Annotated in this window: 12 protein-coding genes and 1 pseudogene; 10 read left to right on the forward strand and 3 right to left on the reverse strand. The window is 53.3% G+C overall.

What is annotated here, in order from left to right; translation table 11 throughout:
- Nucleotides 1-975, reverse strand: a pseudogene (locus D9736_RS13530) (autotransporter outer membrane beta-barrel domain-containing protein); the annotation flags it as partial.
- A gap of 582 nt (nt 976-1,557) precedes the next feature.
- On the opposite strand from D9736_RS13530, the gene yahO reads away from it, so the two are divergent.
- Complete coding sequence (gene yahO, locus D9736_RS13535) at nt 1,558-1,833, forward strand: DUF1471 family periplasmic protein YahO (protein WP_130206111.1); 276 nt, start codon at nt 1,558-1,560, stop codon at nt 1,831-1,833.
- 110 nt (nt 1,834-1,943) lie between these two features.
- Here yahO and prpR read toward each other — a convergent pair whose 3' ends face one another.
- On the reverse strand, nt 1,944-3,530 hold the full coding sequence (prpR, locus tag D9736_RS13540) for a propionate catabolism operon regulatory protein PrpR (protein WP_130219656.1): 1,587 nt from the start codon (nt 3,528-3,530) through the stop codon (nt 1,944-1,946).
- A gap of 238 nt (nt 3,531-3,768) precedes the next feature.
- On the opposite strand from prpR, the gene prpB reads away from it, so the two are divergent.
- From prpB to codA, 6 genes are all read left to right on the forward strand, one after another.
- On the forward strand, nt 3,769-4,659 hold the full coding sequence (gene prpB, locus D9736_RS13545) for a methylisocitrate lyase (RefSeq protein WP_000052185.1): 891 nt from the start codon (nt 3,769-3,771) through the stop codon (nt 4,657-4,659).
- 160 nt (nt 4,660-4,819) lie between these two features.
- Nucleotides 4,820-5,989 (forward strand): 2-methylcitrate synthase, encoded by a 1,170-nt coding sequence (gene prpC, locus D9736_RS13550; protein ID WP_130258505.1) that lies wholly within the window; start codon nt 4,820-4,822, stop codon nt 5,987-5,989.
- A gap of 33 nt (nt 5,990-6,022) precedes the next feature.
- The gene (gene prpD, locus D9736_RS13555; RefSeq protein WP_130258506.1) at nt 6,023-7,474 is read left to right on the forward strand and encodes a 2-methylcitrate dehydratase; all 1,452 of its coding nucleotides are present in this window, start codon (nt 6,023-6,025) and stop codon (nt 7,472-7,474) included.
- A 39-nt stretch (nt 7,475-7,513) separates the two neighbouring features.
- Complete coding sequence (prpE, locus tag D9736_RS13560) at nt 7,514-9,400, forward strand: propionate--CoA ligase (RefSeq protein ID WP_130258507.1); 1,887 nt, start codon at nt 7,514-7,516, stop codon at nt 9,398-9,400.
- A 328-nt stretch (nt 9,401-9,728) separates the two neighbouring features.
- Nucleotides 9,729-10,988 (forward strand): cytosine permease, encoded by a 1,260-nt coding sequence (gene codB / locus D9736_RS13565; protein ID WP_000076233.1) that lies wholly within the window; start codon nt 9,729-9,731, stop codon nt 10,986-10,988.
- On the forward strand, nt 10,978-12,261 hold the full coding sequence (gene codA / locus D9736_RS13570; protein WP_032224688.1) for a cytosine/isoguanine deaminase: 1,284 nt from the start codon (nt 10,978-10,980) through the stop codon (nt 12,259-12,261). The genes codB and codA overlap by 11 nt, the downstream gene beginning before the upstream one ends.
- Nucleotides 12,262-12,581: 320 nt before the next feature.
- On the opposite strand, the gene cynR is transcribed toward codA, so the two are convergent.
- Nucleotides 12,582-13,481, reverse strand: a complete 900-nt coding sequence (gene cynR / locus D9736_RS13575) for a transcriptional regulator CynR (protein ID WP_130258508.1) — start codon at nt 13,479-13,481, stop codon at nt 12,582-12,584.
- A gap of 109 nt (nt 13,482-13,590) precedes the next feature.
- Between cynR and cynT the strand changes: the two genes are divergently transcribed.
- Genes cynT through cynX form a run of 3 tightly spaced genes read left to right on the forward strand, consistent with a single transcriptional unit; the run spans nt 13,591 to nt 15,938 of the window.
- On the forward strand, nt 13,591-14,250 hold the full coding sequence (gene cynT / locus D9736_RS13580) for a carbonic anhydrase CynT (protein ID WP_130206123.1): 660 nt from the start codon (nt 13,591-13,593) through the stop codon (nt 14,248-14,250).
- Between the two features lie 30 nt (nt 14,251-14,280).
- Nucleotides 14,281-14,751 (forward strand): cyanase, encoded by a 471-nt coding sequence (cynS, locus tag D9736_RS13585; RefSeq protein WP_000616241.1) that lies wholly within the window; start codon nt 14,281-14,283, stop codon nt 14,749-14,751.
- A gap of 5 nt (nt 14,752-14,756) precedes the next feature.
- A complete protein-coding gene (gene cynX, locus D9736_RS13590; RefSeq protein ID WP_130258509.1) occupies nt 14,757-15,938 on the forward strand; it encodes a cyanate transporter CynX in 1,182 nt (393 codons plus the stop codon).
- Nucleotides 15,939-16,006 lie beyond the last annotated feature (68 nt).

The following is a 16,006-nucleotide window of genomic DNA, read 5'->3' on the forward strand; positions in this document are numbered from 1 at the left end:
ACCTACCTGGTTAACCTGGCCTTTACCGTCTATGTATGAGGTCAGAACAAAATCAGCGTTGGTGTGATTAAAGTTTAATATTGAAGTGGTTGACGCATTTGTCCCCCCTAAATAAATTCGGGGAGTATTAATTGAACCAGCAGGTTGCGCAGACTCACCTTGCGCACCTCCAATATTTAATATTCCTGTTCCGTTAGAGGAGACACCAACCCAGATATATGAATTCGCATTGATTACACCATCGTTGCTGACAGTGAGAACTCCGGTAGTATCAGAAGTAGAAGATGTGTTATATCCGCCAATAAGTATATTTGGGGCATTCACTGTTGAATTTTTATCGGCAACCTGAACTTCTCCATAACTACTCTGGTTAGCTGACAGAGGAGAATGGGCGTCAACATACCCAATATTCAGTTGAGTCAGGGAAGTGAGTGTACCGCCGTTAGTAACAGATACTTTCCCTGTTCCCTGATCGCCAACAATAGCAATGTTAGAGGTGACTGATGAGCTTTCCCCATCAATAACCAACGTCCCCCTGGCGTCACCATAAAACTCACCAACTCTTATTGATTGCAGGCCACTTATCTTACTACCTTCTAACACGTATAACGTACCGGAGCCTTCGTTAGTGCCTAAAAAAATATTGGAGGTAGGGGTGTCGAACTGCCAGTTGGTATGGTTTGTTAAAGTGACGGAGCCTTCAGCATTATTACCAATGCTGGCTGCTGAAGTGGTAAGTGAAAGATTATCAATGAGTAATGAACCATTAGAGTCTTCACCTACTTTCAATGAGTTAAAATGCTCCCATCCGGGATCGTAGCCTTCTGACGCAATGAGTTTTATCTCTTCATTATTATTAATGATAACATTACTATCTGAATTTGTAGGTGGGGTGATAGCCAAGGATACTGGCGTAAATAATATGGTAGAAATGGCTATCGCCCGTGTCGATAAGCTTTTTTTTGCTGATTTCATATCACTCACTTTTATCCTTAAAAATTAAATGGCAAGATGCTTTTTATTGCACTGTTTTTCTTCCTGAAGCCTTGTAAGGCACAAACATGCAAGTTACTAAATAAGAATATCTGTAATATTAGATGTAATAAATTTATTAAAGTGTTAGTTGTTCATTGCATTGATTGGTTTTAGTGGTTTGTAAGTGGAGTTAATGCGGTTTTTTTTATGTCGTTTAGAAAAAATACATCTAATAATCCTAAACTGCATGTAAGTGAAATAAAGAAAAGGTATGGAAATCATATCAATATATAGTTGGTGGTTTGTTGTTCAGAAAAGTAATACGGCTCATGTGAATTTTATATTGGATTTTAGCGGAAGAAGGAATTTAAGATTTTTATGAAAATTAATTTAAGGAACACCTGCGATAATTGTAGTGAGCGTTATTAAACAACTGGGGGAATGTGGCTATCGTTGAGAAAAATACAAATATATTCTCTTTTCCTATAGATTTTTCCTAACCGCTGAACTACTTATTAATCAACCCTGATGATGACTGTTAGCTTCAGGGCATTGGCCAATCACACATTATGGAGTTCATCGATGAAAACTGGAACTAAGCTCTTAGTTGGTGCGTTAGCTTTTGTTGTCACAAATGTCTATGCCGCTGAATTGATGACCAAAGCGGAATTTGAAAAAGTTGAATCGCAATATGAAAAAATAGGTGATATTTCAACCAGTAATGAAATGTCGACCGCAGATGCAAAAGAAGATCTGATCAAAAAAGCGGATGAAAAAGGTGCGGATGTGTTGGTTCTGACCTCCGGTCAGACTGACAATAAGATCCACGGCACGGCAGATCTTTATAAGAAGAAGTAATTCTGAAGCTCATGTAAACAAGCCCGATGCGCACGTCTATCGGTGAACGCAATATATTGAAATTCATGTTTTTGTCGGCCGGATAAGGCGTTAACGCTGCATCCGGCATTTTAATTTTTTAGCCGCCGCCAGAACGTCGTCCGGCTGATGCCTAAATAATTCGCTGCTGCTGTTTTATCACCATTAAATTTGTCCAGTGCCTGTAGTGGTGTCAGCAAGGATGGGGCGGGAATTTTCGCCGACTCGCGCGCCAGTTCCGGCAGTAGCAGCTGCAAAAATTGCGGCGTTAAATCCGGAGTCGGTTCCACACTTAAAAACAGCGCCAGTCGCTCCATCATATTGCGCAGTTCTCGAATATTGCCCGGCCAGTCGTAGTGCACCAGCACGGTTTCGCTTGCCTGTAATCCCTGGCGTAATGCGGCAGAAAACGGGGCGGAGAGCGCCGCCAGAGACACTTTCAAAAAGCTTTCCGCCAGCGGCAGAATATCCGCCACCCGCTCGCGCAGTGGTGGCAATTGCAGACGCAAAATACTCAGCCGATAAAACAGATCACGGCGAAACTGCCCTTGCCGCATATCTTCTTCCAGATTGCAGTGAGTGGCGCTAATAACCCGTACATCCACCGGAACAGGCTGATGCCCGCCGACGCGGGTGACCTCTTTTTCTTCCAGCACTCGTAACAGGCGAGTCTGCAATGGCAGAGGCATTTCGCCTATCTCGTCAAGAAACAGCGTGCCGCCGTGGGCGATTTCAAACAGCCCGGCGCGTCCTCCGCGTCGCGAGCCGGTAAACGCCCCTTCCTCATAGCCAAACAGCTCCGCTTCCAGCAGCGATTCGGCAATCGCCCCACAGTTAACGGCAACAAACGGATGCGACTTTTTGCCCTGTCGCGCATCGTGGCGGGCAAAATATTCCCGATGAATCGCCTGGGCCGCCAGCTCTTTGCCCGTCCCCGTTTCCCCCTCAATCAACACCGCCGCACTGGAGCGGGCATAGAGCAAAATAGTCTGCCGTACCTGTTCCATCTGTGGTGATTGACCGAGCATATCGCCCAGCACGTAACGAGTTCGCAGGGCGTTGCGGGTGGCATCGTGAGTGTTATGGCGTAACGACATGCGCGTCATATCCAGCGCATCGCTGAACGCCTGGCGCACGGTGGCGGCGGAATAGATAAAAATTCCGGTCATTCCGGCTTCTTCTGCCAGATCGGTAATCAGCCCCGCGCCGACCACCGCTTCGGTGCCGTTAGCTTTTAGCTCGTTAATCTGCCCGCGCGCGTCTTCTTCCGTGATGTAGCTACGTTGATCGAGGCGCAAATTAAAGGTTTTTTGAAACGCCACCAGCGCCGGAATAGTTTCCTGATAAGTGACAACGCCGATAGAAGAGGTGAGCTTTCCGGCTTTTGCCAGTGCCTGTAACACATCGTAGCCGCTCGGTTTAATCAAAATAACTGGCACTGACAGGCGGCTTTTCAGGTACGCGCCGTTAGAGCCAGCAGCGATGATGGCGTCGCAGCGTTCGTTTGCCAGTTTCTTGCGGATGTAGGTCACCGCTTTTTCAAAGCCAAGCTGGATAGGGGTAATGTTCGCCAGGTGATCAAACTCGAGGCTGATATCGCGAAACAGCTCGAACAGGCGCGTTACAGATACCGTCCAGATAACTGGTTTGTCGTCATTCAGCCGTGGTGGATGTGCCATAGCGCACCGCAAAGTTAAGAAACCGAATATTGGGTTTAGTCTTGTTTCATAATTGTTGCAATGAAACGCGGTGAAACATTGCCTGAAACGTTAACTGAAACGCATATTTGCGGATTACTTCATGACTTTATATTTAAAAGATTGAAATTAAACATTTAATTTTATTAAGGCAATTGTGGCACACCCCTTGCTTTGTGTTTATCAACGAAAATAACAAGTTGATAACAAAGGATGGGATATGTCTCTACACTCTCCAGGTAAAGCGTTTCGTGCTGCACTAAGCAAAGAAACCCCGTTGCAAATTGTCGGCACCATCAACGCTAACCATGCGCTGCTGGCACAGCGTGCCGGATATCAGGCGATTTATCTCTCCGGTGGTGGCGTGGCGGCAGGTTCGCTGGGGCTGCCCGATCTCGGTATTTCTACCCTTGATGATGTGCTGACCGATATTCGTCGTATTACCGACGTTTGTTCGCTGCCGTTGCTGGTGGATGCAGACATCGGTTTTGGCTCTTCGGCTTTTAACGTCGCCCGCACCGTGAAATCGATGATTAAAGCCGGCGCGGCAGGATTGCATATTGAAGATCAGGTTGGTGCGAAACGCTGCGGCCATCGTCCGAACAAAGCGATCGTCTCGAAAGAGGAGATGGTGGATCGGATCCGCGCGGCGGTGGATGCGAAAACAGATCCTGATTTTGTGATCATGGCGCGCACTGATGCGCTGGCGGTAGAGGGGCTGGATGCGGCGATTGAGCGCGCGCAGGCCTACGTTGAAGCGGGTGCCGAGATGTTGTTCCCGGAGGCGATTACCGAACTCGCCATGTACCGCCAGTTTGCCGATGCGGTGCAGGTGCCGATCCTCGCCAACATTACCGAATTTGGTGCCACGCCGCTGTTTACCACCGACGAATTACGCAGCGCCCATGTTGCAATGGCGCTGTACCCACTTTCAGCGTTTCGCGCCATGAACCGCGCCGCTGAACATGTCTACAACGTCCTGCGTCAGGAAGGCACGCAGAAAAGCGTCATCGACACCATGCAGACCCGCAACGAGCTGTACGAAAGCATCAACTACTACCAGTACGAAGAGAAGCTCGACGACCTGTTTGCCCGTAACCAGGCGAAATAAAAAACGCCCGTTGATTGTATTCGACAGCCGATGCCTGATGCGCCGCTGACGCGACTTATCAGGCCTACGGGGTGAACTGAAGTGTAGGTCGGATAAGACGCATGGCGTCGCATCCGACAACAATCCCGACCCTACAAATGATAACAATGACGAGGACAACATGAGCGACACAACGATCCTGCAAAACAGTACCCATGTCATTAAACCGAAAAAATCTGTGGCACTTTCCGGCGTTCCGGCGGGCAATACGGCGCTCTGCACCGTGGGTAAAAGCGGCAACGACCTGCATTACCGCGGCTACGATATTCTTGATCTGGCGGAACATTGCGAATTTGAAGAAGTGGCTCATCTGCTGATCCACGGCAAACTGCCGACCCGTGACGAACTCGCCGCTTACAAAACGAAACTGAAAGCCCTGCGCGGTTTACCGGCTAATGTGCGTACCGTGCTGGAAGCCTTACCGGCGGCGTCGCACCCGATGGATGTTATGCGCACCGGGGTTTCCGCGCTCGGCTGCACGCTGCCGGAAAAAGAGGGGCACACTGTCTCTGGCGCGCGGGATATTGCCGACAAACTGTTGGCGTCACTTAGCTCGATTCTTCTCTACTGGTATCACTACAGCCACAACGGCGAACGCATCCAGCCGGAAACCGATGACGACTCCATCGGCGGTCACTTCCTGCATCTGCTGCACGGCGAAAAGCCGTCGCAAAGCTGGGAAAAGGCGATGCATATTTCGCTGGTGCTGTACGCCGAACACGAGTTTAACGCCTCCACCTTTACCAGTCGTGTGGTTGCGGGCACCGGCTCTGATATGTACTCAGCCATTATTGGCGCGATTGGTGCACTGCGCGGGCCGAAACACGGCGGGGCGAATGAAGTGTCGCTGGAGATCCAGCAACGCTACGAAACGCCGGACGAAGCCGAAGCCGATATCCGTAAGCGGGTGGAAAACAAAGAAGTGGTGATTGGTTTTGGGCATCCGGTTTATACCATCGCTGACCCGCGTCATCAGGTGATCAAACGCGTGGCGAAGCAGCTCTCGCAGGAAGGCGGTTCGCTGAAGATGTATAACATCGCCGATCGCCTGGAAACGGTGATGTGGGAGAGCAAAAAGATGTTCCCCAATCTCGACTGGTTCTCCGCTGTTTCCTACAACATGATGGGCGTTCCCACCGAGATGTTCACACCACTGTTTGTTATCGCCCGCGTCACCGGCTGGGTGGCGCACATTATCGAACAACGTCAGGACAACAAAATTATCCGTCCTTCCGCCAATTATGTTGGACCGGAAGACCGCCCGTTTGTCGCGCTGGATAAGCGCCAGTAAACCTCTACGCATAACAATAAGGAAACGTACCCAATGTCAGCTCAAATCAACAACATTCGCCCGGAATTTGATCGTGAAATCGTTGATATCGTCGATTACGTGATGAACTACGAAATCAGCTCCAAAGTAGCCTACGACACAGCACATTACTGCCTGCTCGACACGCTCGGCTGCGGTCTGGAAGCTCTCGAATACCCGGCCTGTAAAAAACTGCTGGGGCCAATTGTTCCGGGCACCGTCGTACCCAACGGCGTGCGCGTCCCCGGAACTCAGTTCCAGCTCGACCCCGTCCAGGCGGCATTTAACATCGGCGCGATGATCCGCTGGCTCGATTTCAACGATACCTGGCTTGCGGCGGAGTGGGGCCATCCTTCCGACAACCTCGGCGGCATTCTGGCAACGGCGGACTGGCTTTCGCGCAACGCGGTCGCCAGCGGCAAAGCGCCGTTGACCATGAAACAAGTGCTGACCGGAATGATCAAAGCCCATGAAATTCAGGGCTGCATCGCGCTGGAAAACTCCTTTAACCGCGTCGGTCTCGACCACGTTCTGTTAGTGAAAGTGGCTTCCACCGCCGTGGTTGCCGAAATGCTCGGCCTGACCCGCGAGGAAATTCTCAACGCCGTTTCGCTGGCGTGGGTAGATGGTCAGTCGCTGCGCACTTATCGCCATGCGCCGAACACCGGCACGCGTAAATCCTGGGCGGCGGGCGATGCCACTTCCCGCGCGGTACGTCTGGCACTGATGGCGAAAACGGGCGAAATGGGTTACCCGTCAGCCCTGACTGCGCCTGTGTGGGGCTTCTACGACGTCTCCTTTAAAGGTGAATCGTTCCGCTTCCAGCGCCCGTACGGTTCTTACGTCATGGAAAATGTGCTGTTCAAAATCTCCTTCCCGGCGGAGTTCCACTCCCAGACGGCCGTTGAAGCAGCGATGACGCTCTATGAACAGATGCAGGCAGCAGGCAAAACGGCGGCGGATATCGAAAAAGTGACCATTCGCACCCACGAAGCCTGTATTCGCATCATCGACAAAAAAGGGCCGCTCAATAACCCGGCAGACCGCGATCACTGCATTCAGTACATGGTGGCGATCCCACTGCTGTTCGGGCGCTTAACGGCGGCGGATTACGAAGACAAGGTTGCGCAAGATAAACGCATTGACGCCCTGCGCGAGAAGATCAATTGCTTTGAAGATCCGGCATTTACCGCTGACTACCACGACCCGGAAAAACGCGCCATCGCCAATGCCATTACCCTTGAGTTCACCGACGGCACACGATTTGAAGAAGTGGTGGTGGAGTACCCAATTGGTCATGCTCGCCGCCGTCAGGATGGCATTCCGAAGCTGGTCGATAAATTCAAAATCAATCTCGCGCGCCAGTTCCCGACTCGCCAACAGCAGCGCATTCTGGAGGTTTCTCTCGACAGAACTCGCCTGGAACAGATGCCGGTCAATGAGTATCTCGACCTGTACGTCATTTAAGCAAACAGCGGTAAGGCGTAAGTTCAACAGGAGAGCATTATGTCTTTTAGCGAATTTTATCAGCGTTCGATTAACGAACCGGAGCAGTTCTGGGCCGAGCAGGCCCGGCGTATTGACTGGCAGACGCCCTTTACGCAAACGCTCGATCACAGCAATCCGCCGTTTGCCCGTTGGTTTTGTGAAGGCCGAACCAACTTGTGCCACAACGCCATCGACCGCTGGCTGGAGAAACAGCCAGAGGCGCTGGCGCTGATTGCCGTCTCTTCGGAAACAGAAGAAGAGCGCACCTTTACCTTTCGCCAGCTGCATGACGAAGTGAACGCGGTGGCCTCAATGCTGCGCTCGCTGGGTGTGCAGCGTGGCGATCGGGTGCTGGTGTATATGCCGATGATTGCCGAAGCGCATATTACTCTGCTGGCCTGCGCGCGCATTGGCGCTATTCACTCGGTGGTGTTTGGTGGATTTGCCTCGCACAGCGTGGCGGCGCGAATTGATGATGCTAAACCGGTGCTGATTGTCTCGGCTGATGCCGGAGCGCGCGGTGGCAAAATCATTCCCTATAAAAAATTACTCGACGATGCGATAAGTCAGGCGCAGCATCAGCCGCGCCACGTTTTACTGGTGGATCGCGGGCTGGCGAAAATGGCGCGCGTCAGCGGGCGGGATGTCGATTTCGCGTCGTTGCGCCATCAACACATCGGCGCGCGGGTGCCAGTGGCGTGGCTGGAATCCAACGAAACCTCCTGCATTCTCTACACTTCCGGCACGACCGGCAAACCTAAAGGCGTGCAGCGTGACGTCGGCGGATATGCGGTGGCGCTGGCGACCTCGATGGACACCATTTTTGGCGGCAAAGCGGGCGGTGTGTTCTTTTGTGCTTCGGATATCGGCTGGGTGGTGGGGCATTCGTATATCGTCTACGCGCCGCTGCTGGCGGGGATGGCGACTATCGTTTACGAAGGATTGCCGACCTGGCCGGACTGCGGCGTGTGGTGGAAAATCGTCGAGAAATATCAGGTTAGCCGGATGTTCTCAGCGCCGACCGCCATTCGCGTGCTGAAAAAATTCCCTACCGCTGAAATTCGCAAACACGATCTCTCGTCGCTGGAAGTGCTCTATCTGGCTGGAGAACCGCTGGACGAGCCGACCGCCAGTTGGGTGAGCAATACGCTGGATGTGCCGGTCATCGACAACTACTGGCAGACCGAATCCGGCTGGCCGATTATGGCGATTGCTCGCGGTCTGGACGACAGGCCGACGCGTCTGGGAAGCCCCGGCGTGCCGATGTATGGCTATAACGTGCAGTTGCTCAATGAAGTCACCGGCGAACCGTGTGGCGTCAATGAGAAAGGGATGCTGGTGGTGGAAGGGCCATTGCCGCCGGGGTGTATTCAGACTATCTGGGGCGACGACGACCGCTTTGTGAAGACTTACTGGTCGCTGTTTTCCCGTCCGGTGTACGCCACCTTTGACTGGGGCATCCGCGATGCTGACGGTTATCACTTTATTCTCGGGCGCACTGACGATGTGATTAACGTTGCCGGACATCGGCTGGGTACGCGTGAGATTGAAGAGAGTATCTCCAGTCATCCGGGTGTTGCCGAAGTGGCGGTGGTTGGGGTGAAAGATGCGCTGAAAGGGCAGGTGGCGGTGGCGTTTGTCATTCCGAAAGAGAGCGACAGTCTGAAAGATCGCGAGGTGGCGCACTCGCAAGAGAAGGCGATTATGGCGCTGGTAGACAGCCAGATTGGCAACTTTGGCCGCCCGGCGCACGTCTGGTTTGTCTCGCAATTGCCGAAAACGCGATCCGGAAAAATGCTGCGCCGCACGATCCAGGCGATTTGTGAAGGACGCGATCCGGGGGATCTGACGACCATTGATGATCCGGCGTCGTTGGATCAGATCCGCCAGGCGATGGAAGAGTAAGGTATTGTCGGATAAGGCGCGTGGCGCATCCGACACCGTGCGCAGACGCCAGATGCGACGCAGGCGCGTCTTATCATGCCTACAGGCCTGAACCGTAGGTCGGATAAGGCGCTCGCGCCGCATCCGACACTGTGCACCGTTGCCTGATGCGACACAGGCGCGTCTTATCATGTCTACCCACTGTTTTTACACCGATAATTTTTCCCCCACCTTTTTGCACTCATTCATACTAAAAATACATTTCCCCACGAAAACGATTGCTTTTTATCTTCAGATGAATAGAATGCGGCGGATTTTTTGGGTTTCAAACAGCAAACGGAGGAATTTCGTGTCGCAAGATAACAACTTTAGCCAGGGGCCAGTCCCGCAGTCGGCGCGGAAAGGGGTATTGGCATTGACGTTCGTCATGCTGGGATTAACCTTCTTTTCCGCCAGTATGTGGACCGGCGGCACTCTCGGAACCGGTCTTAGCTATCATGATTTCTTCCTCGCAGTTCTCATCGGTAATCTTCTCCTCGGTATTTACACTTCATTTCTTGGTTACATTGGCGCAAAAACCGGCCTGACCACTCATCTTCTTGCTCGTTTCTCGTTTGGTGTTAAAGGCTCATGGCTGCCTTCACTGCTGCTGGGAGGCACCCAGGTTGGCTGGTTTGGCGTTGGCGTGGCGATGTTTGCCATTCCGGTGGGCAAGGCAACCGGGCTGGATATTAATTTGCTGATTGCCGTCTCCGGTTTACTGATGACCGTCACCGTCTTCTTTGGCATTTCGGCGCTGACGGTTCTTTCGGTGATTGCGGTTCCGGCTATCGCCTGCCTTGGCGGTTATTCCGTGTGGCTGGCCGTTAACGGCATGGGCGGCCTGGACGCCTTAAAAGCGGTCGTTCCCGCACAACCGTTAGATTTCAATGTCGCGCTGGCGCTGGTTGTGGGGTCATTTATCAGCGCGGGTACGCTCACCGCTGACTTTGTCCGGTTTGGTCGCAATGCCAAACTGGCGGTGCTGGTGGCGATGGTGGCCTTTTTCCTCGGCAATTCGTTGATGTTTATTTTCGGTGCAGCGGGCGCTGCGGCACTGGGGATGGCGGATATCTCTGATGTGATGATTGCTCAGGGCCTGCTGCTGCCTGCGATTGTGGTGCTGGGGCTGAATATCTGGACCACCAACGATAACGCGCTCTATGCGTCGGGTTTAGGTTTCGCCAACATTACCGGGATGTCGAGCAAAACGCTTTCGGTGATCAACGGTATTATCGGTACGGTCTGCGCATTATGGCTGTATAACAATTTTGTTGGCTGGCTGACCTTCCTTTCGGCAGCTATTCCTCCGGTAGGGGGCGTGATCATCGCCGACTATCTGATGAACCGTCGCCGCTATGAGCACTTTGCGACCACGCGTATGATGAGTGTCAATTGGGTGGCGATTCTGGCGGTCGCGCTGGGGATTGCCGCAGGCCACTGGTTACCGGGGATTGTTCCGGTCAACGCGGTATTAGGTGGCGCGCTGAGCTATCTGATCCTTAACCCGATTTTGAATCGCAAAACGACAGCAGCAATGACGCATGTGGAGGCTAACAGTGTCGAATAACGCTTTACAAACAATTATTAACGCCCGGTTACCCGGCAAAGAGGGGCTGTGGCAGATTCATCTTCACGACGGAAAAATCAGCGCTATTGATGCGCAATCCGGCGTGATGCCCGTAACTGAAAACAGCCTTGATGCCGAACAAGGTTTAGTTATACCGCCGTTTGTGGAGCCGCATATTCACCTGGACACCACGCAAACCGCCGGACAACCGAACTGGAATCAGTCCGGCACGCTGTTTGAAGGCATTGAACGCTGGGCCGAGCGCAAAGCGTTATTAACCCATGACGATGTGAAACAACGCGCCTGGCAAACGCTGAAATGGCAGATTGCCAACGGCATTCAGCATGTGCGTACCCATGTCGATGTTTCGGATGCAACGCTGACTGCGCTGAAAGCAATGCTGGAAGTGAAGCAGGAAGTCGCGCCGTGGATTGATCTACAAATCGTCGCCTTCCCGCAGGAAGGGATTTTGTCGTATCCCAACGGTGAAGCGTTACTGGAAGAGGCGTTACGCTTAGGGGCGGACGTAGTGGGGGCGATTCCGCATTTTGAATTTACCCGTGAATACGGCGTGGAGTCGCTGCATAAAACCTTCGCCCTGGCGCAAAAATACGACCGTCTCATCGACGTTCACTGTGATGAGATCGATGATGAACAGTCACGCTTTGTCGAAACCGTTGCTGCCCTGGCGCACCGTGAAGGCATGGGCGCGCGAGTCACCGCCAGCCACACCACGGCAATGCACTCCTATAATGGGGCGTATACCTCACGCCTGTTCCGCTTGCTGAAAATGTCCGGTATTAACTTTGTCGCCAACCCGCTGGTCAATATTCATCTGCAAGGACGTTTCGATACGTATCCAAAACGTCGCGGCATCACGCGCGTTAAAGAGATGCTGGAGTCTGGCATTAACGTCTGCTTTGGTCACGATGATGTCTTCGATCCGTGGTATCCGCTGGGAACGGCGAATATGCTGCAAGTGCTGCATATGGGGCTGCATGTTTGCCAGCTGATGGGCTATGGGCAGATTAACGATGGCCTGAATTTAATCACCCACCACAGCGCCAGGACGTTGAATTTGCAGGATTACGGCATTGCCGCCGGAAACAGCGCCAACCTGATTATCCTGCCGGCTGAAAATGGATTTGATGCGCTGCGCCGTCAGGTTCCGGTACGTTATTCGGTACGTGGCGGTAAAGTGATTGCCAGCACACAACCGGCACAAACAACGGTGTATCTGGAGCAGCCAGAAGCCATCGATTACAAACGTTGATCGGCTGGGTTACAGCGAGCGTAGTTTATGCCGGATGCGGCGTGAACGCCTTATCCGGCCTACGTAGAGCACTGAACTCGTAGGCCTGATAAGCGTAGCGCATCAGGCAATTCCAGCCGCTGATCTGTGTCAGCGGCTACCGCGATTCATTCCCGCCAACATCCGCGCATTCTTCCAATGCCATGTGCAAAAATGCCTTCGCGGCGGCTGTCTGCCAGCTGTAGTTTATGCCGGATGCGGCGTGAACGCCTTGCACTGAACTCGTAGGCCTGATAAGCGTAGCGCATCAGGCAATTCCAGCCGCTGACCTGTGTCAGTGGCTACCGTGATTCATTCCCGCCAACATCCGCACATTCTTCCAACGCCATGTGCAAAAATGCCTTCGCGGCGGCTGTCTGCCAGCTATTTTTCCGCCGCAACAAAACCGCCGTTCTCTCCAGTAGTGGCGGGGCAAGAGAAATCGCTTTAAGCCCATCATGTTGTGTGGCAATCGCTGCTGGTAACAATGTGGAAAGGGAAGCGCGGCGAATCAGCTCCAGAACCGCGCTAATTGAGTTCGCCTCTATCACCACCTGTGGATGCAGCCCCGCTTTCTCGCAGTAGTGGTCAATTTGCTCTCTGGTGGCAAATTCCGCGCTGAGCAGGACCAGTTTTTCATCATGCAAGCGACTCAATGCCACCTGTTCCTGGTCAGCCAGCGGATGATGTTTCGCCACCACCAACGCTAAACTTTCTGTCAGTAAAGGAATTGCCTCCAGCTCCGGCGAATGCACAGGCGCGAAGGCAATCCCAACGTCCAGCTCGTCGCGACAAAGCAGATCTTCGATTTTCTCCTGCGACATTTCCTGTAGCTGGAGCGTGATGCCGGGGTAGCGCGCATAGAAATCCGCCATTAAGGGGCCGATAAAGTAGCTTGTAAAGGTGGGGGTGACGGCGATACGCAGCGATCCTCGCGTCAGATCGGCAACATCATGAATCGCCCGTTTACCCGCTCCCAGTTCCTGTAACGCCCGGCTGGCGTACTGTCGCCAGACTTCTCCTGCATCAGTGAGACGAATCGTTCGCCCGCTACGGTCAAACAGCGGCACGCCCAAACTTTCCTCTAACTGGCGAATCTGCTGGGAAAGCGCAGGCTGGGAGACGTGCAACGCACTGGCGGCACGGGTGAAGCTGCCATGTTCAGCCACGGCAAGAAAGTAATTGATATGTCGAGAGAGCATTCGCCAACCTATAAGTAAATCCAATAGAACTTATCATAAATGAGTCTTTTACCTTATGACAATCGGCGAGTAGTCTGCCTCTCATTCCAGAGACAGACAGAGGTTAACGGTGAAAGAGATTATTGATGGATTCCTTAAATTCCAGCGCGAGGCATTTCCTGAGCGGGAAGCCTTGTTTAAACAGCTGGCGACACAGCAAAGCCCGCGCACACTTTTTATCTCATGCTCCGATAGCCGTCTGGTCCCTGAGCTGGTGACGCAACGTGAGCCTGGCGATCTGTTCGTTATTCGCAACGCGGGCAATATCGTCCCTTCCTACGGGCCGGAACCCGGTGGCGTTTCTGCTTCGGTGGAGTATGCCGTCGCTGCGCTTCGGGTATCTGACATTGTGATTTGTGGTCATTCCAACTGTGGGGCGATGACTGCCATTGCCAGCTGTCAGTGCATGGACCATATGCCTGCCGTCTCCCACTGGCTGCGTTATGCCGATTCAGCCCGCGTCGTTAATGAGGCGCGCCCGCATCCCGATTTACCGTCAAAAGCTGCGGCGATGGTACGTGAAAACGTCATTGCTCAGTTGGCTAATTTGCAAACTCATCCATCGGTGCGCCTGGCGCTCGAAGAGGGGCGGATCGCCCTGCACGGCTGGGTCTACGACATTGAAAGCGGCAGCATCGCAGCTTTTGACGGCGCAACCCGCCAGTTTGTGCCACTGGCAGCGAATCCTCGCGTTTGTGCCATACCGCTACGCCAACCGACCGCAGCGTAACCTTATTTTTAAACCATCAGGAGATCCACCATGATTCAGTCGCAAATTAACCGCAATATTCGTCTTGATCTTGCCGATGCCATTTTGCTCAGCAAAGCTAAAAAAGATCTCTCATTTGCCGAGATTGCCGACGGTACCGGTCTGGCAGAAGCCTTCGTAACCGCGGCTTTGCTGGGGCAGCAGGCGCTTCCTGCCGACGCCGCCCGCCTGGTCGGGGCGAAACTGGATCTCGACGAAGACGCCATTCTACTGTTGCAGATGATTCCACTGCGTGGCTGCATTGATGACCGTATTCCAACCGACCCAACGATGTATCGTTTCTATGAAATGTTGCAGGTGTACGGCACAACCCTGAAAGCGTTGGTTCATGAGAAGTTTGGCGATGGCATTATCAGCGCGATTAACTTCAAACTCGACGTTAAGAAAGTGGCGGACCCGGAAGGTGGCGAACGTGCGGTCATCACCTTAGATGGTAAATATCTGCCGACCAAACCGTTCTGACAGCCATGCGCGACCATCAAAAGACGTTCACGATGCTGCTGGTTCTGGTGCTGATTGGTCTTAATATGCGACCACTGCTCACCTCCGTCGGGCCACTGCTACCGCAATTGCGCCAGGCAAGCGGAATGAGCTTTAGCGTGGCTGCCCTGTTGACGGCTCTGCCGGTGGTCACCATGGGCGGGCTGGCGCTGGCCGGAAGCTGGCTTCATCAGCATGTCAGCGAACGTCGCAGCGTCGCCATCAGCCTGTTGCTGATTGCCGTCGGTGCATTGATGCGTGAGCTTTACCCCCAAAGTGCGCTGCTGCTTAGCAGCGCACTGCTTGGTGGGGTGGGGATCGGCATCATTCAGGCGGTGATGCCTTCGGTGATTAAACGGCGGTTTCAGCAGCGCACGCCACTGGTGATGGGGCTGTGGTCCGCGGCTCTGATGGGCGGCGGTGGACTTGGTGCCGCCGTGACGCCCTGGTTAATTCAACATAGCGAAACCTGGTATCAAACACTCGCCTGGTGGGCGCTGCCTGCCGTTGTTGCGCTCTTTGCCTGGTGGTGGCAAAGCACCCGCGAGGTCGCCTCTTCCCACAAGACAACAACCACTCCGGTTCGCGTGGTTTTCACTCCTCGCGCGTGGACGCTGGGTGTTTACTTCGGTCTGATTAACGGCGGTTACGCTAGCCTGATTGCCTGGTTACCCGCTTTCTATATTGAGATTGGTGCCAGCGCGCAGTACAGCGGTTCCTTGCTGGCATTGATGACGCTTGGGCAAGCCACAGGGGCATTGCTAATGCCTGCTATGGCTCGCCATCAGGACCGACGCAAACTGTTAATGCTGGCGCTGGTGTTACAACTGGTGGGTTTCTGCGGCTTTATCTGGCTGCCGCTGCAATTGCCGGTCTTGTGGGCGATGGTGTGTGGGTTAGGTCTGGGCGGCGCATTTCCGCTCTGTTTGCTGCTGGCGCTCGACCACTCTCCGCAACCGACTATTGCTGGCAAGTTAGTGGCGTTTATGCAGGGGATTGGTTTTGTCATTGCCGGGCTTGCCCCCTGGTTTTCTGGCGTGCTGCGTAGTATCAGTGGCAATTACCTAATGGACTGGGCGTTTCATGCGCTATGCGTCGTTGGGCTGATGATCATAACCCTGCGCTTTGCACCAGCACGTTTTCCGCAGCTGTGGGTCAAAGAGGCATGATGAGACGCTTGTTCCTGCGCTTTGTTCATGCCGGATGCGGCCTACGTAGATAACTGAATTTGTAGGCC

The sequence above is a fragment of the Escherichia sp. E10V10 genome, assembly GCF_004211985.1.
Classification (GTDB): domain Bacteria; phylum Pseudomonadota; class Gammaproteobacteria; order Enterobacterales; family Enterobacteriaceae; genus Escherichia.